24 protein-coding genes and 1 tRNA gene are annotated in these 24,882 nt (G+C 68.7%); 11 read left to right on the top strand and 14 right to left on the bottom strand.

From position 1 onward, the window contains the following. The first annotated feature begins 20 nt into the window (after window positions 1–20). A tRNA-Ala gene (locus tag CF165_RS26225) sits at window positions 21–93 on the top strand. Window positions 94–200: 107 nt separating this feature from the next. Here the strand turns inward: CF165_RS26225 and CF165_RS26220 are convergent. From CF165_RS26220 to CF165_RS26195, 5 genes are all read right to left on the bottom strand, one after another. Continuing rightward, complete coding sequence (locus CF165_RS26220) at window positions 201–947, bottom strand: site-specific integrase (RefSeq protein WP_143268666.1); 747 nt, start codon at window positions 945–947, stop codon at window positions 201–203. A 411-nt stretch (window positions 948–1,358) separates the two neighbouring features. After that, window positions 1,359–3,128 carry an arabinofuranosyltransferase AftB family protein gene (locus CF165_RS26215; protein ID WP_205660974.1) on the bottom strand — a complete coding sequence of 590 codons (1,770 nt, stop codon included), beginning with the start codon at window positions 3,126–3,128 and terminating at the stop codon, window positions 1,359–1,361. A gap of 39 nt (window positions 3,129–3,167) precedes the next feature. Next, complete coding sequence (locus CF165_RS26210; protein WP_093950227.1) at window positions 3,168–4,115, bottom strand: hypothetical protein; 948 nt, start codon at window positions 4,113–4,115, stop codon at window positions 3,168–3,170. After that, window positions 4,112–4,450, bottom strand: a complete 339-nt coding sequence (locus tag CF165_RS26205; protein ID WP_093950235.1) for a PadR family transcriptional regulator — start codon at window positions 4,448–4,450, stop codon at window positions 4,112–4,114. Before CF165_RS26205 ends, CF165_RS26210 begins: the two co-directional genes overlap by 4 nt. Before the next feature lie 1,017 nt (window positions 4,451–5,467). Then, on the bottom strand, window positions 5,468–5,848 hold the full coding sequence (locus tag CF165_RS26195; RefSeq protein ID WP_167441572.1) for a VOC family protein: 381 nt from the start codon (window positions 5,846–5,848) through the stop codon (window positions 5,468–5,470). A 110-nt stretch (window positions 5,849–5,958) separates the two neighbouring features. Between CF165_RS26195 and CF165_RS26190 the strand changes: the two genes are divergently transcribed. Further along, complete coding sequence (locus CF165_RS26190; protein ID WP_093950224.1) at window positions 5,959–6,267, top strand: hypothetical protein; 309 nt, start codon at window positions 5,959–5,961, stop codon at window positions 6,265–6,267. A gap of 33 nt (window positions 6,268–6,300) precedes the next feature. On the opposite strand, the gene CF165_RS26185 is transcribed toward CF165_RS26190, so the two are convergent. Continuing rightward, window positions 6,301–7,311 (bottom strand): hypothetical protein, encoded by a 1,011-nt coding sequence (locus CF165_RS26185; protein ID WP_240521795.1) that lies wholly within the window; start codon window positions 7,309–7,311, stop codon window positions 6,301–6,303. A gap of 28 nt (window positions 7,312–7,339) precedes the next feature. Further along, window positions 7,340–7,894, bottom strand: coding sequence for an RNA polymerase sigma factor (locus CF165_RS26180; protein ID WP_093950222.1), 555 nt, complete (start codon window positions 7,892–7,894; stop codon window positions 7,340–7,342). 231 nt (window positions 7,895–8,125) lie between these two features. On the opposite strand from CF165_RS26180, the gene CF165_RS26175 reads away from it, so the two are divergent. Beyond that, the gene (locus CF165_RS26175) at window positions 8,126–9,328 is read left to right on the top strand and encodes a cytochrome P450 (RefSeq protein WP_093950221.1); all 1,203 of its coding nucleotides are present in this window, start codon (window positions 8,126–8,128) and stop codon (window positions 9,326–9,328) included. Window positions 9,329–9,438: 110 nt separating this feature from the next. On the opposite strand, the gene CF165_RS26170 is transcribed toward CF165_RS26175, so the two are convergent. The 3 genes from CF165_RS26170 to CF165_RS26160 form a co-directional block, all read right to left on the bottom strand. Then, window positions 9,439–9,903 carry a flavin reductase family protein gene (locus tag CF165_RS26170; protein WP_093950220.1) on the bottom strand — a complete coding sequence of 155 codons (465 nt, stop codon included), beginning with the start codon at window positions 9,901–9,903 and terminating at the stop codon, window positions 9,439–9,441. Between the two features lie 2 nt (window positions 9,904–9,905). Then, the gene (locus CF165_RS26165) at window positions 9,906–11,120 is read right to left on the bottom strand and encodes an acyl-CoA dehydrogenase family protein (protein ID WP_093950219.1); all 1,215 of its coding nucleotides are present in this window, start codon (window positions 11,118–11,120) and stop codon (window positions 9,906–9,908) included. An 87-nt stretch (window positions 11,121–11,207) separates the two neighbouring features. Continuing rightward, on the bottom strand, window positions 11,208–11,786 hold the full coding sequence (locus CF165_RS26160) for a TetR/AcrR family transcriptional regulator (RefSeq protein ID WP_205660973.1): 579 nt from the start codon (window positions 11,784–11,786) through the stop codon (window positions 11,208–11,210). Between the two features lie 550 nt (window positions 11,787–12,336). Between CF165_RS26160 and CF165_RS26155 the strand changes: the two genes are divergently transcribed. The 7 genes from CF165_RS26155 to CF165_RS26125 all read left to right on the top strand — a co-directional run bounded on the left by CF165_RS26155 (window position 12,337) and on the right by CF165_RS26125 (window position 18,087). Continuing rightward, window positions 12,337–13,329, top strand: coding sequence for a carbon-nitrogen hydrolase family protein (locus CF165_RS26155; RefSeq protein ID WP_093950217.1), 993 nt, complete (start codon window positions 12,337–12,339; stop codon window positions 13,327–13,329). 233 nt (window positions 13,330–13,562) lie between these two features. Further along, entirely contained in the window at window positions 13,563–14,783 is a 1,221-nt protein-coding gene (locus tag CF165_RS26150) for an FAD-dependent oxidoreductase (RefSeq protein WP_093950234.1), read from the top strand. A 403-nt stretch (window positions 14,784–15,186) separates the two neighbouring features. Next, window positions 15,187–15,786 (top strand): TetR/AcrR family transcriptional regulator, encoded by a 600-nt coding sequence (locus tag CF165_RS26145; protein WP_093950216.1) that lies wholly within the window; start codon window positions 15,187–15,189, stop codon window positions 15,784–15,786. A gap of 54 nt (window positions 15,787–15,840) precedes the next feature. Further along, window positions 15,841–16,752 carry an NADP-dependent oxidoreductase gene (locus CF165_RS26140; RefSeq protein ID WP_093950215.1) on the top strand — a complete coding sequence of 304 codons (912 nt, stop codon included), beginning with the start codon at window positions 15,841–15,843 and terminating at the stop codon, window positions 16,750–16,752. Window positions 16,753–16,880: 128 nt separating this feature from the next. Continuing rightward, the gene (locus CF165_RS26135; RefSeq protein ID WP_093950214.1) at window positions 16,881–17,225 is read left to right on the top strand and encodes an ArsR/SmtB family transcription factor; all 345 of its coding nucleotides are present in this window, start codon (window positions 16,881–16,883) and stop codon (window positions 17,223–17,225) included. After that, a complete protein-coding gene (locus tag CF165_RS26130; RefSeq protein WP_093950213.1) occupies window positions 17,222–17,650 on the top strand; it encodes an SRPBCC family protein in 429 nt (142 codons plus the stop codon). The genes CF165_RS26135 and CF165_RS26130 overlap by 4 nt, the downstream gene beginning before the upstream one ends. Next, entirely contained in the window at window positions 17,647–18,087 is a 441-nt protein-coding gene (locus tag CF165_RS26125; RefSeq protein ID WP_093950212.1) for a YybH family protein, read from the top strand. Before CF165_RS26130 ends, CF165_RS26125 begins: the two co-directional genes overlap by 4 nt. Window positions 18,088–18,154: 67 nt before the next feature. Here the strand turns inward: CF165_RS26125 and CF165_RS26120 are convergent, their stop codons facing one another. From CF165_RS26120 to CF165_RS26105, 4 genes are all read right to left on the bottom strand, one after another. Further along, window positions 18,155–18,469, bottom strand: a complete 315-nt coding sequence (locus CF165_RS26120) for a VOC family protein (protein ID WP_240521794.1) — start codon at window positions 18,467–18,469, stop codon at window positions 18,155–18,157. 61 nt (window positions 18,470–18,530) lie between these two features. After that, the gene (locus CF165_RS26115; RefSeq protein WP_093950210.1) at window positions 18,531–19,742 is read right to left on the bottom strand and encodes a cytochrome P450; all 1,212 of its coding nucleotides are present in this window, start codon (window positions 19,740–19,742) and stop codon (window positions 18,531–18,533) included. After that, window positions 19,739–20,233: a hypothetical protein gene (locus CF165_RS26110; protein ID WP_143268664.1), complete on the bottom strand. Its 495-nt coding sequence runs from the start codon at window positions 20,231–20,233 to the stop codon at window positions 19,739–19,741. Before CF165_RS26110 ends, CF165_RS26115 begins: the two co-directional genes overlap by 4 nt. After that, complete coding sequence (locus tag CF165_RS26105; protein WP_143268663.1) at window positions 20,230–21,891, bottom strand: phenylacetate--CoA ligase family protein; 1,662 nt, start codon at window positions 21,889–21,891, stop codon at window positions 20,230–20,232. The genes CF165_RS26110 and CF165_RS26105 overlap by 4 nt, the downstream gene beginning before the upstream one ends. Window positions 21,892–22,074: 183 nt before the next feature. Between CF165_RS26105 and CF165_RS26100 the strand changes: the two genes are divergently transcribed. Continuing rightward, entirely contained in the window at window positions 22,075–24,825 is a 2,751-nt protein-coding gene (locus CF165_RS26100; RefSeq protein ID WP_240521793.1) for a BTAD domain-containing putative transcriptional regulator, read from the top strand. Window positions 24,826–24,882 lie beyond the last annotated feature (57 nt).

Below are 24,882 nucleotides of genomic sequence, written 5' to 3'. Positions count from 1 at the left end.
GCGGAGTTCACCTTCGCCTCGGGGCTATGGCGCAGCTGGTAGCGCACCTCACTGGCAGTGAGGGGGTCAGGGGTTCGAGTCCCCTTAGCTCCACAACTCGCGAACCCTTCAAGATCAGCGGTGTTTCCGCAGGTCTGGGAGGGTTTCTTGTTGCGCCCGACAATCTTCGATGATCGTTTGAAGATCTCCAACGGATCGATTCAGAAGCCCGCGGTGGAGGATTTCTGGAGGATCGATCTTGCTGTTCGGTCGGGCAGTGATCCACAGCAGGCGCTCCGGCGGTGCCGCTCCTCAACCTCGATCCAGCCACAGCAGGAACGTTGCGCCGAATGCCTCTGGCGAGCTCCGGTCCACCCCGCAGTCACGATCAACAATCCGCAGCAGCGGTTGCCGAGCAACTCGGCGTTGTCCGCGATCCGGACAACCTGCTCGGGAGTGGCCCAGACACGTTCGGCAGGAACGGGTGACTGCTCGCGGCGCCGGCCGCGGCGCGCTCGTCGTCGCACGGGATTCAGGGCGATGAGCCGCTCGTCCACGGCGTCGTCGAGCATCATCGAGAACACCGTGACGATGCCGGCCACAGTCGAGGCCGCATAGCGGCGCCGCAACTGCTTGATCCAGAGTGTGACCGCAAGCGCGGTAACATCACCCAGCGCCGTTGTGCCCCACCGCGGTTCGATGTGGTTGCGGATCCGGCTGAGATAGTTCTCCTCGGTGCGGACCTCCACGTCCAGAGCATTTGCCCACAACGCCGCCCACACAGCCACGGTGGTCTTGCCGGCCCGTGGATCCACCCACGTACCGCGACGCTGATCAGCCTCGATCTCCTTCGGGTAGTCGTTAGCCAGCCTCTTCGTGTCAAAGCCGGAACGTGATCCGATCCGACCGTCGACCGCCATGTACCGCACACGCCACGAGTGCGCACCGATCTTCTCTGTCCAGGCCATCTTGACCTCCATGTTCGCGTTGAGCCGGACAGAGCAGGTGTGCGCCGTCAACGGCGAAACCGCAACCTAAAGACACCCTTGTGCACAGGTCAACGCGCACCGCTATGGGAGGCGGTCAACGTGGACCGGACTGCTACGCGCTTCGCTGCCCTTGAGCATCAGCCCAGCACTTCGGCGATGGTTCGCTGACCGTTGCGCACTCCCGATCGGCCGGACCGACCACACGATGGCATCGCGGTCCACGCCGCCGCTCAAACATCCTCTTCTGCCGATTACCGGACGTTCTCAGCGCGGGGCAGTCTGCATTCTCGGCCCTGCCCGGTTGTGCCGGTGTATCGCCGTGCGACATTGACCGTGCCCACGCACCTCCGGCGAGGCTCCTGGATGGTGGCCCGGGTGCTGCTTCCTGGTTCACGGTCGTCCGCAGAATTTGCGCTCAGCTTCGAAGGGATCCGGGGGGATGGTGACCTGGGTCCGGTGCCACGCGCCGGTCAGGTTGGCCCAGAAGCGCTTCAACGTCAGCGGTTCGCGGGTCGAACGTTGGACTTCCGCGAGGTCGCCACAGTTGAGTGCGTGCCGGGCGGCGGCCACCTGCGCGGGCGTGACCTCGTCGCGGAAAACGAAGTTGCCCGCGGGCGAGGTCGGTGCCTCCGGGGCCGCGTAGTCGGCGACGAGCCAGGCGTTGCTCAGCGGTTTCGCATGACCGGGTTTGCCCTCCGGGAAGGCGAACCGGGCGCCGATCGGGTTGCTCAGCCCCCAGAAGTCGACGATCCCGACGTCGACGGGTGCCAGCATGCCGACCGTGCCGAGGTACACACCGAGCACCGCCGCCTTCCCCGGCAGGTCCGCGCGCAACGGGGCGGTGATGATCTCGTTGTGCGGTCCCTGGTAGATCAGCACCCGCCTGCCGGAGTTCACCGCGTCGGCCACCGCGTCTTGGAGGTTCCGCTGTCTCGGCGTGAAGTCCGTGGAATCCGTCGGGTATTCGCGGCCGGTCCACGCTTGGTAGTAGGCGCGTTCGTCGTCGATCGAGCGCACCGCGGCGGGCTCCTCCCGGTACCGGGCCAGCCCGGCGCACAGCGGCGCCCACACCACGACGACCAGCGTGAGCACCCCCGTGGTCCGCGAACGTGGGAGGACCAGGACCGGCAGCAGCACGAGGAACAGTGATGGCAGCAGCATGCGCGCGTGCATGTAGTCGCCGCCGACCTTCAGCACGTACCCCAGGAGCAGCAGGCCCGCCACCACCGGGGTCAGCGTCACCAGCAGGCCGCTCCGGTCCGCGCGCGTCCGCCGCAGGAGCCGTGCGAGCACGACCGTGACCGGTACCAGCGGGATCCACAGCAGGTACGGGTCCGCGAAGTCGGTGAGGTAGGTGAAGCCGCGGGCCCACCTCGACGCGTCGGCGTTCTTCGTGATCGCGGGCATCGGGACGAGGACGCCGTAGTAGCCCATGCGGAAGATCTCGTAACCCAGCGGCAGCGCGGCCGCCGCCCCGGCTGCCGCGAGCGTCACCCGTCGGCCCGGCCGCGTCAGCAGCCACAGCGCGACCAGGAACACCGCGGCGACCAGCGCCTGTTCCGGCCGGACGAGCGGGCCGAGCCCGATGACCAGTGCCGCGCCGGTGATCGCCTTGCCCGACGTGTTTCCCCGCGCCCGCACCAGAAGCCACCAGCACGCCGCCATCCAGAACGTGTTGAGCCCGGTCTCCAGGCCCGAGGTCGCGTACTGCCAGACCGGGTGCAGCGCGAGCAGGATGAGGACGCCGACGGGCAGCAGCCAGGTTCCGGGCCGGTCGTGCAGGCGCCGGGTCGCGGCCACCGCGAGGGCGAATCCGCCCGCGGTCAGCGCCAGGCCGAGCATCCAGGAGATCGCCGAGGTGTCGGTGTTCCCGGAAACGAATCCGGCGAGGGCGAGCAGCCATTGCCAGAGCGCGCTCGTGGAGGTTTCCGCACGTTCGCCCGCGGAATAGACCGGGCCGTTCCCGGACAGGATCTGCTCGACGATCCGGGTGAAGATCAGCGCGTCGTCGCAAATCCAGCGAGTCAGGTAGCCCAGGACCGCGATGAGCACTGCCGCGGCCGGCGCGAGCAGGTCGTTCCAGCGGATTCTCGCCCGCGACCGTGGTACGTCGAGCGACGAAAAAAGGGCGCGCGAGGGCGCGACAGGAATGGTGTCCACAAGAAATCCTTGTCCGCGAATAGAAGGTATCGAGAAGTCTCAGTGATTCACGACAGTCCGGCGGTAGTCACGGATTCCGATGACGGTCAGGGCCACCACTACCAGCCCGGCCAGACTGACTTGGGCGGTCGTAAGCACGTCGAAAGGGAACCCGCGCTTCTCCACCAGGGTCTGCGCCACCACCAGCGCGAGGCACACGGCCAGCGCCAGTGTCGACGCCGCCGCGCGCTGTTCGGTGCGGCGCCGGAGCAGCAGGTATCCGGCACCGGCCATCGTGCACAGCCAGAGGAGCGGGGACAGCCCGGCAAGCCTGCCGACGCCGTACGCGAAGACGTACTCGGCTGTCACGGCGGCGACCAGGCTTCCGCCGATGGCCCACCACCACGGGCGCGCCGGCGGCAGCGGGGCGTCGGCGTGGAAGGCCAGCAGCAACAGCACCAGCGGAAGCCACTGCGGGGCGTAGTTCACGACCAGATCCGGGCCGAGGCTGAGCGAGTACCTGGTCAAGCCCCAGAGCGCCCCGGCGACCAGAATCGCCCCGGCGGCGATCCGCGCCGCGCGACGCCACCCGTCCACCAACAGAGCAAGCGGGACCAGGCCGGCCGCCAGCAGGACAAGGTGCCTGATCAGGTAGGACCTCAGCGCGGAGTGCATGAGCGGGGACAGCTCGCCAGGATGCTCAATCACGAGCCGGAGCTCGTTGCCGACGTAGCCCGCGGACTTGAGCGCACCCCAGAGCAGGCCGAGGAGCACACCCGCCCGCACCAGGTCACCCAGTGCGACCGTGCGAGCAGGTGCCGCCCGGCCCGCGAGCCGCGTCCGCACACCCAGTGCCAGCAGGGCCCACAGCTCGGTCCACAGTGCCGCGCGGGCCCGCTCGCCGTGCAGGTCGAGCAGGGTGCCGACCATCTCGTCGCCGCGTTCGGCGCGATACCAGACCGGGAGCACCCGCACCAGCGCGCGGTACTGGGTCTCGGCGTCGATCATGCCCGCAGCTCCCCCACCTGGGGCCACTGGCCACGGGCCCGCAGCACCTTGCTGGCGGTATCGACGTTCGCGGCCAGCCGCCGGGTCTGATCGGCCAGTGCTGTGCTGCCCGCCCCGGTCAGCCGGTAGTAGCGCCGGAGCCTGCCCTGGTGGATCTCCTCCCGGTCGTGCTCGGCCCAGCCGTCGGCGACCAGCCGGTCCAGCACACCGTAGAGGGTGCCGACCCGCAGTCGCACCCGTCCCTCGGACAGCTCCTGTACCCGCTGGACGACGCCGTAGCCGTGCCGAGGCTCGTCCGCCAGCGCGACCAGCACCAAGAACATCTGCTCGGACATGCTCCGCTCCGCCATGCGTCCACATATATCAGAAGACGATATATAGCGGGCTGCGTTGCCTCTCCGTTCGCGAAATTTCGCAGCGACCTGACCCAACAGGCGCAGCCGGTGTTCGAGGGGGCACTGAGCGTCGATCGTCCGCGGTCGGCGGGTTGGCCAGCGCTACCGCCCGAACGTCCCACGCCCCAGGCCGTGCATGACCACCCGCCATAAGCTCACACCCTGGCAGGAGCAACCGTCCCAGGTCTCCGTTTGATCGGTTCAGCCGATCGATGGCGCCGCGCTGAATATCCGCATCTGCCGCAGAGCGTGCGCCTCGGCAAGCGTGCTCGGCGGCTCATCGCGGAGACCGACTGCGCGAATGACATAGCTCGTCAGTGCGAGTTCCGGCCGCCCGGCGCCGCTCGACTCGAGCGCTACTCGACTGGCTCCATGCTCGGGGGCGTGTGCCGATCGCACATTTGTTCGCAACGAACGCGGGCGTTCCTCTCACCAATTTCACTGGGGCACAGCTGGGGCAAACTCTTCGGGCTGGTCGGAGGGGTTCTGTATTGCGGGTTCGATCTTCGGTGATCGACTTACGGCGTGATGTTGTGCTCCTGGTGGGGCAAAAACTGGAGCACTGCCCCAGCCCCGACACGGGTATCCGCCCGGTGTTTTCGCTGCTCCCAGGCTGGTCCGGCGGGTGCCCCCCACCGTGGCGAGGACAACCGGCGCCCACCGCCCGCCCTCGACCGCACTCGGTGACGGCGTCGGCGGCAGTGGTGCCGCCGTGCGCCAGAGGCGCTCGAGGTCATCCAGCAGGCGCTGCTCGACCTCAGGGGCGACGTGGGAGTAGGTCTCGATGACCCGGTTGTCCAGATGGTGACCGAGCCGACGGGCCTGGGCGATCTCTGGAGCGCCGCCGGCGATCAGCCAGGTCTTGTGGCTGTGCCGCAACCCGTGGAAGGTCAACCCGGGCTGCACAACCGCGCAGCCCGCCTTGGCCCCGGATGCCTCGCTCGTGCCGGGCCACCGTCATGGCCAGGTCTGAGCGAGCCGGTGGAACGTCTCCGGATCGCTGTGCACCGGCACCACGCAGAGCAGGTGGCCACCGGGCGCGCGCAGTGTGTGACACTCCAGCCAGCGCGAGACCAGCTTCGCGCCCAGAGCTGTCAGACGGGCTACTTCCGCCGACACGTCATCAGTCTCGATATCGACGTGATAGCGGGGCTCGTCGTCGACCGCCTGGATGTCGACGATCAACCCGGGGATGGCACCGTCCAGAGCAGTGAACTGTTCCTCGCCCACCACGGACCGTGCCGGAACCCCCAGTGCGGCAGACCAGAAACCCGCTGCCGAACCGGCTTCCGCGGCAGGCGTGTCAATGAAGATCCCGAACAGCCGACTGCGATGCACGGCATGAGGCTATCCGACACGTGAGGCAGCCCGGTCAGGCCGGTTGGTGGCGAGCCGGCTGGGGACCTGCCGGGGCTGCACCGCTGGACACCCGGGTGCCGTGACAGCCGGTGGATCTCACGGATCGGCGGACAGCCGTCACGAAGCTCTTCGAGGCCCATCGCAAGGCGCCGTTCCCGAGCCGGTGGTGGGGTGGCGACGTGGGAGGCATCGACATGGTGATGCTTGATGCGAACCCGGCCGGGTGTGTCTCCGTATGGCTGGAGCAACAAGGTCTCCTGGACGACCGGAGGCGGAACCTCCTCGCCGAAGGCGAACAGCGGCTCATCCCGGTCATCCCCGAGCTGGACGCGAACCACACCTGGCAACGCGGGATCGCCCTCCGCACAGACGGAACTGTCCTGGGAGGGCCGAGATGATCTCGGCCCTCCCAGGACAGTCCGGTACGAGGATCAGATCTTGCCCGCGGCCACGTCGGCGAGGGTCACGCGGGAGGACTTGTAGTTCACCACATAGCGCTTGGACGATTCCGCCGAGGTGATCTCCTCACGGATCGGCAGGCCGTTGTCGGCGTTGATGGTGAGGACGTCCGTACTGCCGCCCAGGATGGCCGGGGGCGCGGTGAGGGTCAGCGCGGCCTGGCCGTCGACGGTGGTCTTGCCGACGATCATGTCCGGGATGGTCGCGTACAGCTTCAGCACGCCCGCGCGGACCTCCGCGTCGGCGGCGTTGGCGAACAGCGCGTGTTCGGCGTTGCTCAGCAGGTGGTTGTTGATGAGGTTTTCCAGGTCCTTGCCCGTCGGACGCGGTTTGGGGGCGGGAACCGGCTTGCCGATCTTGCGGAGCATCTTCGCGGTCTCCGCCTGGGCGGCCGCCCAGGCCTTGTCCGCCTCGGCGGGGCTCAGGCCGACTCCCAGTGCATTGCCGGCCGCGGTGATCATCGCGATCCTGGCCTTGTCGACGTCGCCGTTCGCGGCGAGACGGGCCGCCACCATCACCTTCCCGTCGTACGGCGTAGCAGGCTGGGCGTCACCCTTGGCGACTGCGTCCGCCAGGGTCTTCGCCGAGTCGCCCGTGAACTGCTGGCCCTTGTCGGTGTAGAGGGTGTAGTTGAGGTCCGGCTTGTCGTCCAGCCCGAACTTCGTGTTGATGATCAGCGACGCGTCCCCTGGCTGTGTGCCGGCCGCCTGGACCGCGGAGGCCAGCTTCACCAGCGGTGCCTCGACCGCCTGCGGGGCCGCGTCGGACGGGCCGGCCGGGACGCTGCCGCCTGACGTACCCATCACCACAGCCGCCGCGACGGCTGCCGCGCCCACGGCGGCGATGCTGAGCTTGGGCCAGGAGAACCAGCGCTTCGGTCGCACGACCGTGGCCACGGGTTCCTCCATCGCCGTCTGCAGTGCCGTGCGGGCACGGTCATAGGCCTCGGGACTGGGGGACGGCACGTCACGCAGATTCTTCATGAGATCCATTTCATCCATGGGTTGTCTTTCAGGTTGTCGGGACTTGCAGCAGCGCGACCACTTCGGGGGCTTCACGCAATGCCTTGCGCGCCTGGTGCAACAGGCGGCGGGCCGTGCCGGCCGGGATGTCGAGCACCCGCCCGGCCTCGGCGACGGTCAGGTCCTCCCAGGCGACCAGGCCCAGCACTTCCCGCTCTTCCGGTTTGAGCCGAGCCAGTGCCCTGCTCAGCAGTGCCTGCGTGTCCACGCGGGCATCCACCGCCGGCCAGGGATCCCAGTCATTCGCCACGCCGGTCAGGTCCGACGCCGGCTCCTCGGCGGGTTCGGACCGCCAGTGCCGGCGCAGCCGGTTCAGCGCGACGCCGTACAACCAAGGTCTGGCTTCGGGATACGAACGGTCATAGTTCGCACGGGACTCGTAAGCCGCCACCCACACATCGCCGAGCACGTCCTCGGCGGCCTGCCGCCCCACTCTGCGCGCCAGATAGTTCCCGAGCGCGGTCTCGTGCCGGCTGATCACTTCCACGAAGGCATCGGTGTCTCCGCGCAGCGACCTACCGATCAGTTCCGCGTCTGACGACATGAAGCTCCTCGGGTTTCGCTTCGCCCTGACACCCCGTCTTTGCCAACGCGCGCCCAAAGCGTTCAGGTTGTGTCACCCCATGACGAACATCGCTGGTCAGACGACGTGTGCGAGGTCGAAGTCCCTTGCCTTCGGCGCGCGCGATCCCTTTACAGTCCGAGCAGAACTGGATCACACTGTCGACGGGTACACCAGGCCATCGTCGCTTCGACACGGCAACGGGAGAGCGCGATGACAGCGCACGGTCAACCACCACTGTTCCCGTTCGATGCACCACCCTCGACCGACCCGGCCCCCGAGGCGATCCGGATGCTGCGCACCGACCCGGTGCCCTTGGTCCGGTTGGCCGGCGGGCACGAGGTCCGGCTGGTCACCCGCTACGACGACGTCCAGCGCGCGATGTCCGATCCCAGGATGAGCCGCGCCGCCCTGGCGACACCGGACGCACCCACCATCGTCCCCGGCCTGCAGTCACCGGACATGATGCCGAACATGGACCCACCCGACCACACGAGACTGCGTCGCCTGGTGGCCAAAGCGTTCACCATCCGCAACGTGGAACTCCTGCGACCGAGAGTGGAGACGGTCGCGACCAGCCTGATGAACCAGATGCTGGCCGCCGGACCACCGGCCGACCTGGTCAGCGCACTGGCCGAACCACTGCCCGGCATCGTGATCTGCGAACTGCTCGGCATCGCCCACGACGAGCGCGAACCCCTGCTCGCCTTCACCGAAGCCATGTCCATCACCACCACCTTCGACCAAGAGGCGTTCGCGGCGACCGGCGCCGTCGCCGCGTCGCACCTGCTCGAGTTGATCGAGCACAAGCGTCGCCACCCCGGCGACGACCTGCTCTCCGGACTGACCCAGGTGCACGACGAGGACGGCGATCGGCTCAGCGAAGCCGAACTGCTGATCACCGTGATGCTGCTGATCGGCGCCGGCCAGGAGACCACCATGGCTCAGCTGGCCAAGTCCGTGCTGTTGCTGTCCCACCACCCGGATCAGTGGGCACGCCTGGTGGCAGCGCCCGGCCTGGTGCCGAACGCGGCCGAGGAACTGCTCCGGGTCGTAGCCCTGGGACACGCCGGACAGCCGAGAATGACCCGTGAGGACGTCGAATTCTCCGGCCAGACCGTCGAATCCGGCACAACGGTGTTCCCGGTCGTGAACGCGGCCAACCGGGACCCTGCCGTCTTCCCCGATCCGGACCGGTTCGACGTGGCCCGCCGCGAGGCGGCCCATCACCTGTCGTTCGGCCGGGGTGCGCATTTCTGCCTCGGCGCGCCGCTGGCCAGGATGGAACTGCAGGTCGCGTTGCACGCCCTGGTGACCAGGATGCCCGGTCTGGCGGTGGCCGAGCGAGACGACGAGTTGGCGTGGCAGCCCGAGAGCCTGACCCGTGGACTGCGGCGGCTCCTGATCACGTGGTGAATCCCGTGATCGTCGTCTGCTCCTGCGATCCGGACACACTGGCCAGCAGGTGAAGCTATCATTTGATGATCGTCAAACGACCTGGCGGCGGTGGCCGGTGGTGCACGAGTTCAGGCGAGCTGCCGGAAGCCGCTTCCGTGGAACACCAGCGGACGGGTGGCTGGCCGGAACTCGACCGCCTCCACCTTCAGCAGGGCGATCACGTGATCGCCGGCCGCCACCTCTTGGTGCAGGGTGCAATCGAACCGGGCAGCCGCCCCTTGGATGAAGACCGCCCCTGATCCTGACGTCGTCCAATCCACTCCCGTGAACCGGTCCCCGCGCCCCGATAGCCGCCTGCCCACGTCCCCCTGGTGCTCCGCCAGCACGCTCACCCCGAGCGCGGCGGCGCCGCGGAGGATCGGCCACGTGGTGGACGTGCGCTGGATCGAGGCGGCGAGCAACGGCGGTTCCAGGGAAATCGAGGCGAAGGCACTGACCGCCATCCCCACCGGCTTGCCGGATGCCAGTCCGGACAGGGCGACGACTCCGCTAGGAAAGCGCGCGAAAGCCGCACGCAGCACGGTGGGATCCATCTTCAGATCCTGAAGTAGTCGAGGACGTTCGGGAGCTCGCCCGAGAGTTCGTACGCCCCGATGAGCGCGTTCTTCGCGTCGATCGAGTCGTGCGTGGCGAAAGTTCTGGCGTTGCGCCAGAACCGGTCGAAGCGGTACCGGTTGGCGGTGCTGCGGGCGCCGGTCAGGTCGTGGATCCGCCCCGTCACGTCCAGGCTCACCCGGTTGCTCGCGACCTTCGAGCGGAACCCGTGGATGGTGATCGTCTGCGGATCGGCGCCCGGTTCCTCCAGCCATCCGGCCACGCTCAGCAGGTACGCCCGGGCAGCGGCCAGTTCGCTGGACATCTCCCCGAGCTGGCGGTGCATCAGCGGGTCCTCCAGCGCGGTGGGGAACCTCGGCATGCTCCCCCGGTTCAAGCTGCGCAGGTAGCCGATCGCGGCCTCGAAAGCACCCTCTCCGATGCCCTGCATCAGCGCCGCGTGGAACAGCATGCCCGCGCCGAACGCGTTCGGGTCCGTCAGCGTCGCAGGGAAGTGCCACCCGTCGGGGACGAACACCTCGTCGTAGGTGATGGTCTGGCTGTGGGTGCCGCGCTGTCCCATGTTGTCCCAGTCGTGCGCCTGCCGCACGCCGGGCGCGTCCAGCCGGACCAGCGCTTCATGCCTCATCGCCGTCTTGAGGTCCTCGTCGGGCCCCGGCAGGGCGAACCCGACGATGAGGAGGTCGCGGCCCCCGCCGCCGCTGTTGGTGTTGAACGTCTTGGTGCCGCTGACCACGACTCCTCCGGGCACCCTCCGGCCGGTCACCGGGCCCTTGGCGCCGGCCTCGGAGTTGGAGGAGACCAGCCGCCTGCCGTCGTTGATCAGCTCGTCGGCCAGCTGCTCCTTGGTCTCGCGCGGCAGATCGGCGGCGAACAGGCGGCGAGGGTGAAGTCCGTTGTTGGTCCAGCACATGCCGGTCGAGCCGTCGGCGGCGGAGATCTCCACCAGCACCTCGGTCGTGTCACGCCACCCGCTCCACATGTCCCCGCTCCACAGACCGCCGTACTCGGCAGGCACGCTGAGCCGGTTCACGCCCGCCTCGCCGAGCAACCGCATGTTCTCCGCCACGTCGGTTCCGTCGGCGTCGATGCGCACGCCGTTGTCACTCATTTCGGTGCGCAGCGCTCGCACGCGCGCAAGAACCTCCGCACGTCCCTTGACCAGGTCTTCTTGCTCCCAAGTGGTGATCTTCATGAGAACAACGCTAACCGCGTACCGGCGGGAATCCGCCCGATCCGGGAGAAGCGAGAAACGTCCGCGCGAAAGCTTCTCGAATGACGTTCAGCCGAAGTCGGCACCCAGCACCGAGACCGGCCCGGGAGCGGGCAGCGGCGCGGCGCGGGCGGAGAACGACTGCAGGAGGTAGGCGACCAGACGGCGCGCCGCGGCGGGCGACGTCGCGCTGAGGCTGTCGCTGGCCTGGACGAGCAGGGCGAGGTCGCTGGGCGAGAAGTCGGCCCGCAGGTCCCCGCTCTCCTGCGCCCGGCGCACCAGCTCGGTGATGTTGGTCATCGCCCGCGCCCGCGCTTCGCCCGTCTTCACCTCGTCCAGCGACTCCGCACGGAACGCCCAGTTGCCGGTCGGAGCGCGGACGACGTGGTCCACCACGCCGCGCAATGCCCGCCATGGATCAGGGTCGGCGAGTGCCTCCTCGCTCAGCCGGTCACAGTCCGCGAGCTCGTGCTCGAAGGCCGCGACGACGAGCGCCTCCCGGTCCGGGAAATGCCGGTAGAGCGTGGCCACACCGAGCCCGGCGCGCCTCGCGACGGCCCGCATGGTGACGTCAAGCCCCTTGGCCGCGTACAGCTCCCGCGCGGCGTCCAGGATGCGGGCACGGTTCTGGCTCGCATCGGTGCGCACGTGACTCGCCTCCAGATCCGGACCGGATGTTCCGGTTCCCAGTGAACCACGACGTGGTCCGACCAGCCACATCCGCAATGTGCACCTTGAGCACAAACCCATTGCCGGTTTTCTTCATCGAGCGCGACGCCGCAAGATCACGACGAAACGCGGTCACCATGCAGTCCCCTGCTTCGCCGGCCAGGCCGCGACGAGTCGCTCGCCGCCGTACAGGGATGTCGGGGCCCCGGCCGGGAAGCGCGTCCCGGATCCTGGTCACGCCGGATCCCGTCCCAGGTCGCCCACAGGTTGAAGTAGGTCGCCTCATGGGGAACGTGGTGCCGCCCAACGTCCGCCAATGCCGATGACAGCGCCTCGGCCTCCCTGTGCTGTGTGCCGTGCTACGGTGATCTCCGGCGTGGCTCACGCCGGACCTCCGTCGACTGCCCCCAGCGCAGTCCCGCATGGGAGGCAAAGGGACTTCTCGTCTCGGGTCGCAGTCGTTGGCCTTGTCCGACTCGGACGTGGTGTTCGCTGGGGGAACCTCCGTCCGAGCCGCGGAAGGGCTTCGATGACGGCGAACAGGAACTTCAAACGCAGGGTTCGCGCCCGCGCGACCAAGACCGGCCAGTCCTACACGACTGCTCTCCGGCACTTCCGGCAAGCTCCGGGAGAAGATGTCACGGCGGAAACGAAACGGCTGCGGCTGGCCGTGGCGCAGGCTGTTCTCCGCGAAGATCCTCGCGACAGCGCGGGGCTGCGGGACAGCGGGAGCGACATACGCCGGCTGATGCGCGAGGCGCACGAGGCGGGTGCGGCACTCGTGCACTTCCCCGAGGGCGCGACCTGTTCTCCGCACAAGCGGATCATGTCCGTCGAGGGCCCGGACAAGGTCGGGCCGGCGGACTGGACCCGGTTCGAATGGGGTGTGCTGCGCCAGGAACTGGCCGCAATCGCGGAACTCGCCCGGAAACTCAGGCTTTGGACCGTGGTGGGCTCGGTGCACTGCCTGACCCCGCCACACCGCCCGCACAACAGCTTGTACGTCATCTCCGACCGGGGAGAAGTCGTCACGCGCTACGACGAGCGCATGCTGTCGAACACGAAGGTCACGCACATGTACACGCCGGGGTCGGCTCCGGTGACCTTCGACGTCGACGGGCTGCGGTTCGGGCTCCTGCTCGGCATGGAGGTCCACTTCCCCGAGCTGTTCATCGAGTACGAACGACTCGACGTCGACTGCGTCCTGTTCTCCACAGCGGGACCCGGCCGGCAAACCGACGACGGGGACTTCGCCACCCAGGCGCAGGCGCACGCCGCCACCAACAGCTACTGGGTCAGCTACGCCGGCCCCACACAGGATGTCGCCTCCGGCGTGCTTTCTCCCGCAGGCCGATGGGTCGTGCGCTGCCGCGAGACCGGCAAGCCCGCCATCGCGATCGTCGATCTCGACAACGGCCCGGACAACTTCGCACGACGGTGGCGCCGCACCGCACGCTCAGGCGTGTACGACCCGCACCTCGTCCAAGACGACCGCAGAAGCAACGACCGTCGCCTGTTCTAGAGTTCCCGCCGGACGCGGCAGTCCATGAAGCTCACCCAGTTCGGGCGGGTTGGTGGCACCGACATGCCACGGTCAGCCCGGCTTGTCGAGCGCGCCACCGGGCATTACGATCCACCACGACGTACGAAAGCCACTGCCCGGTAGGTAGTCCGGGTGACGTTCCGGTGTTCGTGCAAGTGCCCGGTCATGGGCCACCTGTACGTCCTTTGTCGATCACGAACAAGGGACGGATCATGTCTGAGCTGAAGGTTCTTGTCGTTGGCGCCGGTCTCGGCGGCCTCACCCTTGCGCAGTCGCTGCGGGGACACCGAATCGACGTCGCGGTCTTCGAACGCGACGCGGGCCCGTGGGACCGGCCGCAGGGCTACCGCCTGCACCTGGACGCCGACGCGATCAACGCCGCGCGAGAGGTGCTCCCAGCCCAACTGTACGCCGTGTTCGAGGCGACGGCCCAGTACACCGAGCCGTTCACCACGATCCTGGGCACCGACCTGTCGGTCCTCAAACGCCTGCCGGCGCGGGATGACCACGGCCAGGTCTGGCCCGCACACGACGGCCCCGCCGTCCACGCGAACGTCGACCGGGCGACCCTGCGCCAGGTCCTGCTCGCCGGCCTGGAAGACGCGGTGCACTTCGGCAAGAGGTTGCAGCGCTACGAAAACACCGCCGAAGGGGTGACCGCGTACTTCACCGACGGCTCCACGGAGCGCGGTGACGTCCTGGTCGGCGCGGACGGTATCCGTTCGACCGTCCGCCGGCACAGGGCCCCGCGATGCGAGACCGTCGACGCGGGCATCACCGCGATCTACGGACGCCTACCGATGGCCGTCGCCGAACCGCTGGTACCGGTCGAGACCCTCACCGACGTCTTCACAACCGCCTCGGACGAACGGAAAGTCTTCCTCGGGCTCGGTTCGGTGCGCTTCCCGACCTCCCCCGCCCAGGCCGCACAGCGGTTCGCACCGGGGACGAGCATGTCCGATCAGGACGACTACGTGGTGACCATCGTCGGCGGCCGCCACGAGTTCTTTCCTGCCACCGCCGCGGCGATGCGTGCGCTTCCGGCGGAGCAACTGCGCGGGATCGCCGCCGGGCTCCTCCAGGACTGGCCCGGCGGTGCCGCCGAGATCGTCGGCAACGCGGACGCCGCCTCGTTCTTCCTCGTCGAGATGTCCACCAGTGTGCCTGCCACGCTGGACGCGCCTGCCCGCGTCACCCTGCTCGGCGACGCGATCCACGCGATGACCCCCACTTTGGGGCGAGGGGCCAACGTCGCGATGCGGGATGGCGCCCTGCTCGGTCGCGCGCTCAAGGAAGTCGTCGACGGCTGCCTGCCCCTGGCCGAGGCTCTGGCCGGCTACGAGCGTGAGATGACCGCCTACGGGTTCTCCGTCGTGCGGCAGGCAGCCCGGATCGGCCGGCAGCGCATGGCCCAGAACGCTCTGCCTGAATAACGGGTGCTGACGCCGTGCTGTCGGCAGTTGGCGCCACAGCACCAACTGCCGACAGCCACCGAACATCCGCTTGAGGAGCCGCGAGCTGCGCCACGACCTCATCGAGCCCGGCTCCGCTCAGCAGGCTGGTGGATTGCAGGCCCGGCGGAAGCCCGAGCACGCGCCGCACAAGGTCATCGGCCACCGGCGAATCGACCCGATCCGCATACCAGCGGTCGAACTCCTCAGCACGTCTCGCCACCTCTCGACCATCCCACACACCACGCCATGCGAGCGCAACGCACGCTCATGCCGGGGAGCGCGACGCGTGATCGGTTTTCCACGGCCGAGGCAGGGCGGGTTGCGGGCCAGAACAGGCTCGAGGTACTTTCGATACGCGACGGTAGCGTAGCGAAAGGAGCGGATGAGCGCGGTGGCCAGCGACACGACTCAGCCCCCGGCGACGGGACGGCCCCGGGATCACACGCGCGACCTGGTCATTCTTGACGCGACACTGTCACTGCTGACCGAGGTGGGGTACGAGCAGCTCTCGATCGAGGCGGTGGCTGCGCGTTCCGGGGCAGCGAAGACGACGATCTACCGCCGGTACCGCGACAAGGCGGCGCTGGTCACCGCGGCGGTCGAGCGCCGCGCGCCCGCGAAGCCTCCGCAGCCAGGAGGAAAGAGCCTTCGGGAGGACGTGCATTCCCTGGCAACCTGGCTCGCGCGGAGCATTTCCGAACAAGACGCAGGTCTGCTCGCGGCCATGTTCGCCGGCATGCGCACCGACGCGCGGCTCGCCCAGGAGATGCGGCAGATCCTGCGGCGGGACGAGACCGCGATGACGGACGGACTTGTTCACCATGCGGCCGAACAGCTGACGCCCGGGGCAGCAGCACTGTTCGCCGAGGTCGCCCCTGCGATGATCATGCATCGCATCATGGTCGTGGGCGAACCGTGCGATACCGCCTTCGTTGCGCATCTCGTCGACGACGTCCTCATGCCACTCCTGCGCCGAACCTGAGTGTCCGCACACGCGATCCGGCCGGCTCGAATCACGCGCAAATCAGGAGACACGATGAAAGCAGTACGTTACGACCGTTTTTCGGGCATCGACGGGATCTACCTCGCGGACGTCCCCGAGCCCGTGGCCGGCGCGGGCGAAGTGGTCGTGCGGGTCGAAGCCGGTGCGCTCAACCCCGGGGCACTACCGGCGCTGCACGGCAGTTCGTACACGCCGGGCCGCGATCTCGCCGGTGAGATCGTGGCGGTCGGTGCCGACGTGCTCGGCTTCGCCGTCGGTGACGCGGTGCTGGGCCGGCTGCAGAGCTGGGACGCCCACGCCCAGTTCGTCGCCATCCCCGCAGACCAGCTGGTGCGCAAGCCCCACGACCTCTCCTGGGACGCGGCGGGCTCGCTCTCCACCACACCGATGGCGGGCCTCGGCGCCATCCGGGCGGTCGAACCCCGGGCAGGCGAGACCATCGTGATCTCGGGCGCCTCGGGCGGCGTCGGGTTCACCGCCGCACAGCTCGCACTCCGTGCCGGAGCGAGGGTGATCGGCCTGACCAGCAACGCACATTTCGACCTGCTCCGGCACCATGGCATCGAGCCCGTCCGGTACGGCGACGGCGAACGGGAACGGATCCTCGCCGCGACCGACCGAGCCGACGCCTTCATCGACACCGTCGGCGGTGGCTACCTCGACCTCGCCATCGACCTCGCCATCGACCTCGGCGTTCCGGCAGACCGCATCGACACCGTCGTCGACTACCGCGGAGCAAAAGAGAAGGGCGTCAAATCCCTCGGAACGACCGACGCCGGCGGACCACCGGCACTCGCCGAACTGGCCACCCTCGCCGCCACCGGCGACCTGCACATCCCCATCGCCGCAACATACCCGCTCACCGCCGTGCGCGACGCCTACCAGGCCCTGGCCGACCGCAAGACCCACGGACGCATCGTGCTGCACCCCCAGGACCTCGCCTGAACCGCCTGGTCCCCCATCCGCTCATGCGCTGACCGGTCGTCCTGCGGTCGCACGCTCACGCCGATGTGCGCGCAAAAAACTTAAGTAGTTACTTGACCAATGGGCCCTGCCGGGGATAACTTAAGTACATGCTTAACCATGGTGAGTCGCTGGACCTGGTGTTCCGCGCGCTGGGAGACCGGACGCGGCGTGCCCTGGTGGAGCGGCTCGTGCGCGGTCCGGCGTCGGTCAGTGAGCTGGCCGCGCCGCTGCCGATGTCGCTCGCGGCCGTCGTGCAACACCTGCAGGTACTCGAAACGGCCGGGATCGTGCGCTCGGAGAAGGTCGGCCGGGTGCGCACCTGCCGGATCGAACCGTCGGTTCTCCGCGCCGGCGAGCACTGGCTCGGACACCAGCGCACCGCGTGGGAAAGCAAGCTCGACCGGCTCGGGGACTTCCTCGAGCCAGGTGACTCGGAAGGAAATGCCTCATGACCGTCACGCACGCCACGTTCACCCTGGAACGCACCTACAACGCGACCCCCGCGCGGGTATTCGGCGCCTGGGCGGACCCCGCCGCGAAAGCCCGCTGGTTCGGCGGGGAAACCCACGAACTGGACTTCCGCACCGGCGGCCGCGAGGTCACCACGGGCACCGCGCCGAACGGGAACAAGCTGGAAGCCTCCTCGACCTACCACGACATCATCCCCGACGAGCGGATCGTCTACTCCACCACGCTGACCGGCGGCGACACCCTCGCCACCATCTCGACGACGACGATCGAGCTGCTCCCCGACGCCGGCGGTACCCGGCTGGTTCTCACCGAGCAAGGCACCTTCCTCGACGGCGCGGAAGAACCCGCCTGGCGCGAGCAGGGCACCAGTGCCTGGCTGGACAAGCTCGGCGAGGAGCTGAAGTGAGCGCCGGCCCGCGGGCGGTGATCGAGGCCCGCGTCGCGGCGGTGGCGGCGAAGGACCTGGACGCCCTCCTGGCCTGCTACGCCGAGGACGTCACGCTGTTCGACGCGGTCGGTCCCCTCCGCGACACCGGCCGGGACGCGGAACGGGCCCGGCTGCGGGAGTGGTTCGGCGCCTACCGGTCCGCGATCGAGCTGGACATCCGCGACCTGGACGTGGTCGCCGACGGCGACGTCGCGTTCGCGTCCTTCCTGTTCCACGTACGCGGGACCATGCTGGACGGAACCGACGTGGCGATGTGGGTACGTTCCACCGCCGGGCTCCGCCGCGACGACCAGGGCTGGAAGATCGTCCACGAACACAGTTCGGTGCCGTTCGACGGCGCGACCGGCGAGGCGCTCACACGGCTGCGGCCCGAGTCCGGTCCTGCGGCAGGCTGATGCCGAACCTGGTGGGCGATTGCGCCAACCATGGGCTTCCCCGTTGCTTGTCCTCCACGAACTGCCCTCAGGCGTTCGGGACGGCGATGTATTCGAAGACCGAACCGTCCGGATGCCTTGCCACCAGCCGTTCCCCGTTGGGCCCTGGCGACGGCCCCTCGATGATCTCGCCGCCGGCCAGTTCGATGTCCCGGACGACAGGTGCGACGTCGAACACGAGGATGGTCGCGGTCCGGTCGGTGTAGCCCTCGGCACCTTCTGCCCGCAGCAGCAGGAAAGGGCCGACACTGGCCAGTTCCACGGTGCCGTGACCGAACTTCTGCACCTCCTCGGCACCGGAAAGTGCCTGGTAGAGCGGTATGGCCTTGTCCAGGTCGTCCACCACGACCCTCGCCAGTACCTTCGCGATGTTGGGCACTGCTGCTCCTGTCATCGTGAACGCGCTACCAGGTGACCGGCAGCGAACGGACGCCATAGGTCACATTGGACCGGCGGTAGGACACCTCGTCGAAGCCGATCGCGAGCTTCAGTGACGGGAACCTCTTCAGCAAGGCGGGAAACGCGACATGCATCTCCATCCTGGCCAGCGGCAGGCCCACGCAGTGATGGATGCCGTACCCGTAGGCGAGGTGGGTCCGTGGCGGCCGGTCGAAGTCCAGCTCGTCCGGCCGCTCGAACCGGGCCGGGTCGCGGTTCGCCGAAGGCAGCGACACGAGCACCTGCTCGCCGCGGCGGATCAACGTCCCGTTCACCAGCACGTCGGCCGTGGCCGTGCGTATCTCGCCGTGGTGCGGGATGCAGACGTACCGGACCAATTCGTCCACAGCGGACTGGACGATCGCCGGATCGTCGCGGAGCCGGGCGAGCTGCGCGGGGTGACGCAGCAGGGCCAACGTGCCGATGCCGAGCATGTTGGCCGTGGTCTCGTGGCCGGCGACCAGCAACAGGTTGCCGATCCCCACGAGTTCTTCGTCGGTCACCTCCGAGCCGTACCGCCGAATCACTCTCCCCAGCAGGTTGTCGCCGGGATCGGCCCTGGTGGCCAGGACGTGAGCGCGCATCCCGGCGCGCAGCGCGTCACGGGCCGGGATCAGGGTTTCGAGGCTCGACATGACGTCAGTCATGATCGCGGTCAGGCCGGCGAAGTCGAACCCGTCCGCGTCGAGGCCGAGCAGTTCGCAGATGAGCATCGAGGGCACCGGAAGGGCGAACAAGGCGACCAGGTCGGCCGGCGGTCCGGCGGCGGCCATCGCGTCGAGCCGCTCCTCGACGATTTCGGTGAATCTCGGCCGCAGGGCGCGCATGCGCTGTTCGGTGAACTCGCCCGCGATCATGCGCCGCAGCCGGGTGTGCTCCGGCGGATCGCATTCGATGAACGTCCCCGGTTGCTGCGATCGCAGCTCGTCGGCCAACGTCCGGTCCTCCGGCTTCGGCAGCACGATCCCGAGCGGTGTCAGCTCACTGCTGAACCGGGCGTCGCCGAGCACTCGGCGTGCGTCGTCGAACCGGGTGATGAGCCAGACCTCGTCGCCGCCGTTGATCGACACCCGTGACACCGGCCGCGTGGTGCGGAGCTCGGCGAATTCGGGATCCGGGTCGAACGGGCATCCCGCGGCACGCCGGTACGGCAGCGGCAGGGTGTCGGCCGCGGTCACGGGAGGTCGTTCCCGGGTCCGGCTTCCGGCACCTGCACGGTCCAGTGGCAGCTGCGCTCGCCCAGCTCGTGCTCCACCGTGACGCCGAGCTTGTCCGCCGTCCGGTGATGCAGATCGACGCAGTATTCACACGGCCGCCGCAGGGTCAATTCGACGCCCTGCTCCTGCGCGCGCTCGCGGTAGTCATAGATACCGCAGCGGCGGACGGCGAGTGAAGTGCTGCGCGGCTCGTCGGTCCGGACCGTGTCGGAGCCGTAGACGTCGAGCATGGTGGCCAGCCCGGTCAGCAGATCACGCGCGCGGTCGGCCGGGTCCTCGATGCGGTTGAGCATGGCCGCGGAGTTGATGCTTGCCACCCGGTCGGTCCACGCGGGCAGCCCGTCGGCGCCGAGGTACTTCTCGATCGCCGCCTGTGTCCGGAAGTAGACGCCGAGGACGAACTGGGTCTTCTCCGCGTCGGTCATGGCGAGTCCGGGTTCGGGAGAGCTCATCGGGTTCCTTCGGTCAGGGGAATCGCCGGCCGCAGGCCGGTGGAGGCTTCGATCTCGGCGAGCGAGACGCGGACGACCTCCGCGATGGGCGGCGGAAGCCGGTCGGTCATGGCGGGGTCGTCCAGATCGACCAGTCGTGAGAGCTTCCAGCCGAGGTACGAACCGAGGGAAGCCAGCGGCGGCAGCGCCGGGACTGTCCGCACGGAAAGGTTGCGGCCGTCGAACAGGCCGGCCAGACGCCGTCGTACCGCGTCGAGGCTGGGCGCCTCCGGTTCGCGATCGGTGGTGAGCAGGCATACGACATCGGAGCCGCGAAGGACGAGCATGTAGTTGAGGACGGTGAAGTGCCCTGGTTCGGGGCTGTTTTCCGCCCACAACACCGATTCCACGTCCTCCTGGCGGACGCCGTCGCCACCGAGGCGCATGACGTCGTGCACGCGCCCCAGCGTCCGCACCACCGGGAGTGCCACCCCGCACGGGCAGGGGGTCCCGGTCACCTCGACCAGGTCACCGGTCCGGTAGCGCAGCAGGGGACGTGCGCGCAGGTCGAGACAGGTGACCACCAGCTCGCCTTCGTCCCGATCGCCGCGGACCGGCCGGATCCCCCGGGAGTCGGCCAGCTCGAACAGGTAGCTCTGCACCTGGAGGTGCAACCTGCCCTGCTCACAAGTGGCCGCCGTCGTGCCCGTCTCCGATGAGCCGAAACTGCCCACGAAGGCTTTCGCCCCCGTCAGCCGCTCCAGATGCCGCAGCAGCGACGGGCCGGCCTGCTCGGCCATGAGCAGCAACCGGCGGAACCGCGGCAGCGGCTCTCCGTGCCGGTACGCGAAATGCAGCATCTCCAGCAGACGCGAAGGGGAACCCACATAGGTGCTGACCGAGAGTTCACGCAGCAACCGCAGGATCCGGGTGTAGTCGCCGGTGACGTTGTCGACCCACAAGCGGAGCGAGAGCACCCCCAGGTACTCCATCACCTTTTCGAACTGGTACCCGGCCGGCGCGAACGGGCCGTTGATCAGGATCAGGGCGGAGTCCGCCGGGGTGAGCACCCGGCGCCACATCTCGCCGATGTTGATCGTGTTCGCGGCGAGGTCGTCCAGTGCCTTGGGCGCGGCCACCGGGTCGCCGGTGGTTCCCGAGGATTCGTAGTAGTGCAGGAACTCGCCTATCGGGCGGGTGAACACCGCACTCGAACCGGACCGGAATTCCGCCTGACTGAGGACGGCGAGTTCTGCCAGCATCTTCTCGACAAAGACTGCCGGCTCGTCGGCACGTGCCCGCACCACGGTCTCCTCGTCGCGCCAGCCGGCCAGGACGCTCCCGAACTGCCGGGAATCCGCGGCGGCGACCAGCGTTCGAACGAGTTTGTCCGCGTGCAAGGCGGGAAGATCCTCTTCGCCCGCGTGGACACGGCGGACAGCGGCGATCTGACGGTCCACGAAATCCGCATAGTCGGCGCGTACTTTCCCGTCACTGAACAGCATGCGAACTCCATTTGTCACCGACGGAAACGCGCAACCCGTTGTCGTTTCCCGAGTCTTTAAGATTGCGCAGACCATTGTCGAGCACTTGAGAACGTCAAGAACGAAGATGAAGAATATACTGACGCAAGAGGAACGAGTCCATGACCATTGCACTCTATCGGCGGCCGTGGCCACGACGCACCAGAAGGACCGGTAATCGACTATCAGTGCCCGTTTTCCTTGCCAAGCTTGCCCGTCCGGACCGCTTCGCCGGCGAAGCCCACCGGCGCGGATCTGCCGGGTACACCCGCTGGTGAGCTAGCATCCGGTGTGCGCAACACACGTTTTGGGGGATGAGGCCGCCTCATGGATTTCCGCGTGCTCGGAACGCTGGAGGTCTGGACCGACGCAGGCAGGGTGACGTTGCCGAGCCCGCGGCATCAACGGGTACTGGCCGCGCTCCTGCTCGCACCGAACTCCGTGGTGTCCATCGCGCGATTGGCCGATGCGGTCTGGCACGACGAACCACCCATGACAGCCACGAAGCAGATCCGGAACTGCGTGTCGGTGCTTCGTGAGCGGCTGGGCCGCGAACGCGACTTCATCGTCACGGACGGACCCGGTTACCGGCTGTCGATCGTGGACGACGAGCTCGACGCCATCCGGTTCCAACGTGGCATGGCTGTGGCGCAACAGTTCGCGGCCGAGAACAGCCTGCGGCGGGCGGTCGACACCGCCCGCGACGCGTTGCGGCTGTGGCGTGGCCCCGCCCTCGACGGATTGGACGCGGTCGCGCTGGCCGGGCCCATCACCAAACTGAACGAGCAGCGGTACAACGCCGTCGAGGCGTGTGCCGAGTGGCAGCTCCAGCTGGGTGAACATCAGGCTGTCGTCGAAGAGCTGGGCGAGCTGGTCGCCCTCCACCCGCTGCGCGAGCGCATGCACAGGCAGCTGATGGCGGCGCTCGACGGCTGCAGCCGGCCGGCCGACGCGCTCGCGGTGTTCAGCGCCCTGCGCGCCAGGTTGGTCGACGAGCTCGGCGTGGAACCCGGGCCCGAACTGCGAGCGCAGCAGGCACGCATCCTCGCCGGGGCGCGCGGCAAGCCATCGCCCGCCACCGGCGTCACGCCGGTGGCAGCCGATCGCGTACCGCGGCAGCTCGCGGCGGCCGTCGCCCGGCAGTGGACGGCCGAGGTCGAGCTGCGATCGCTCAACCGGCCCGAACCCGTCCCGCTCACCTGGAGGAGCACCGGACGGCCGGTCACCGCCGGGGCCGCGCTCCCCCGCCGCGACGTCGCGAGCCGGGGCGAACGACTCGTGTTCAGCGGTGACCTCCGCGACGTCGTCGCCAAGTTCCGGCAGGTGCCCTCCCGCCAGCTGGTCGTCCTCGGCGACCCAGGCGCCGGCAAGTCCGTCCTGGCGATGCTGTTCACCCTCGGACTGCTCGCCGACCGGTGCGAGGGGGAACCGGTACCGGTGTTGCTGCCGCTGGCGTCCTGGAATCCGCACCGGGAGCACCTGTGGCAGTGGCTGGCCACCAAACTGGTCGAGGACTATCCCGGCCTCGGCAACAAGGCTGTGTACGGCGCCGACGCGGCGACCCGGCTGGTGTCGGACCGCAAGATCGTCCCCGTGCTGGACGGCCTCGACGAGATACCGCCCGCGCTGCACGCCGCCGCCATCGACGCACTCGACCGCGCCGTCGCCGACGGCAGTCCGCTGGTGGTGACCTGCCGCGCCACGGAGTACGAGCAAGCCGTGACACAGAGCGGTTCCGTCATCGCCAGAGCCGCCGTGGTGGAGATCGAGCCGGTCGAGGCCGAGGCCGCCATCGAGTTCCTGACCGCGCGGACGAGAGCCGGCGAGACCCGGTGGCAGCCCGTCGAGCAGCGGCTGCGCCGGCAGCCGGACAGCCCGCTCGCGCTGGCGCTGCGCACCCCGCTGATGGTCGACCTGGCCAGAACCGCCTACGCCCACCCGAAAACGGATCCCGGCGAACTGTGCGACACCGACCGGTTCGGCGGTCCGGAGCTGATCGAAGACCACCTTCTGGACGCCTACCTCCCCGCCAGCTACACACATCGCCCTACACCACCCGCTCCGCACGGCCGGCCGGTCACGCCGCGGACCTACGACCCGCAGCAGGCCGAGCGGTGGCTCCGTTTCCTCGCCCGGCGGTTGCAGGACCAGCAGACCCGCGACCTCGCCTGGTGGCGTCTCGACCGGTTGATGCCCCGCCACGTCGCCGGGCGCTACCTCGGCCTGCCACCCGCACTGCTGTTCGCGGCGACCGGCTGGGTCGCCGCCGGCCCGATCGCCGGCCTCGTCTATGGCCTGTCGTTCGGTCTCGCGGGCTGGTTGGCGCACACCATCGGTGAGCGGCCAGGCCCACTTCGGGTGGAACTCCGCTTCCACCGGACGACCAGCCGTTTCCTCCGGCGGTTCCTCGCCGGCGCCGTCGCCGTCAGCCTGCTCGCCCTGGGCTGGTCGCTTTCACCGCCCGTCATCGCCCTGCTCGCCGTGGTGTTCGGGCTGGGCATCGCACCCCACGTCTGGCTGGACACCCCGATCGACGCCGGCACGGTGACCAGCCCGGCCACCGTGCTGCGCAGCGACCGGACCGCGGCTCTCGCCTACACCCTGTCGTTCATGATGTGCATGGGCCCGTTCTGGGGGATCGCCTTCGCCCTCACCAACGAGACCCGGTTCCTCACGGTTCTGGGCGGCAGTTTCGACCTGGTGCTGGCGCTGGCCACCGGCCTGGCTTCCGGGCTGCTCGGCCGTTTCATGCTCGGTACCGCGGGAAGCATCGCCTACGGGCTGGCGGGCGCGGTCGTCGGTGGTCAGGAGCTCCCGCGCGCCACCAGCGCCACGCAGGCGGTCATCGCCGGAATCCTGTTCGGGCTAGCGGTCGGGCTCGCCGTGTGCCTCGCCCGCGCGTGGGGTGCGTTCACGATGATGCGCCTGTTGCTCGCCGCTCGAGGCCACCTCCCGTGGCATTTGATGGGCTTCCTCGCCGACGCCCACCGCCGCGGCGTCCTACGCCAGGTCGGCGGCGTGTACCAGTTCCGCCACGCGCGCCTGCAAGCCCGCCTCGCCGGCCGGACGGAACCCACGGCGCACAGCTGACAGCCGAACAACGGCAGGACTCCGATTATCTGGTATCGATCGATACCGTATCGCGTG

The organism is Amycolatopsis vastitatis, assembly GCF_002234595.1.
Taxonomy (GTDB): Bacteria; Actinomycetota; Actinomycetes; order Mycobacteriales; family Pseudonocardiaceae; genus Amycolatopsis; species Amycolatopsis vastitatis.
This window is presented reverse-complemented; position numbering and strand designations above follow the sequence as displayed.